This window comes from Streptococcus sanguinis (assembly GCF_020729765.1).
GTDB lineage: Bacteria > Bacillota > Bacilli > Lactobacillales > Streptococcaceae > Streptococcus > Streptococcus sanguinis_Q.
The window spans coordinates 1-615 of record NZ_JAJEPD010000068.1 but is presented as its reverse complement, the minus strand read 5'-3'; the positions used below and the strand labels follow the sequence as shown (position 1 = coordinate 615).

The 615-nt window shown below is 32.6% G+C and carries 2 pseudogenes; one reads left to right on the top strand and one right to left on the bottom strand.

From position 1 onward, the window contains the following. Positions 1-377, top strand: a pseudogene (locus tag K4H96_RS09280) (lipopolysaccharide biosynthesis protein); the annotation flags it as partial. On the opposite strand, the pseudogene K4H96_RS12340 reads toward K4H96_RS09280, so the two are convergent. Next, a pseudogene (locus K4H96_RS12340) lies at positions 374-517 on the bottom strand (glycosyltransferase family 8 protein); the annotation flags it as partial. The pseudogenes K4H96_RS09280 and K4H96_RS12340 sit on opposite strands and share 4 nt — an antisense overlap. Positions 518-615 lie beyond the last annotated feature (98 nt).

The window sequence follows — 615 nt, the reverse complement described above, 5'->3', positions numbered from 1 at the left end:
GCTATTTTTCATCTGGGGTTCAAAGAGATTTTAATGTTCTATTCATGCCTGTCTTTGTCCTATCCCTTTTATTTTTCGTCCTGAGACCGTTGACTACACAGCTTTCCATTTATTGGAATGAAAAGAAATTTACACTATTTTTCAAACAGGTCAATACGCTAAATCTAGTAATGACTGTTTTAGGACTTGTTATTGTTATTTTGGGCTATCTGATTGGTACAGAAGTGCTTAGTGCTGTCTATGGTATCCAATTACAGGAGTATAAACTTCCTTTCACAATATTACTTATAGGCGGTATTTTGAATGTTTTTGCTCTAGTGGTTGATATCATTATGACCATCTTTAGAAAACAGCATTATCTGATGATAGCCTATTTATTTTGATTCTCTTGGCTTATCCTCTCGCCAATTAAATATACTGTAATATTCTCAGCAGATTTATTATTCTCAAATATAGAACACATACAGGTTGCAACTTGAGGTACRAACGCATCATTTAATGTAAATAAGATATTCATAGAATTCTACTTCTTTCTTTTTTCCTGATTTTTAGCAACGCCATAAATAATCAGACTTGTTGCATAAAAGACGCACATGGAGATTAAAAAGGAATTAG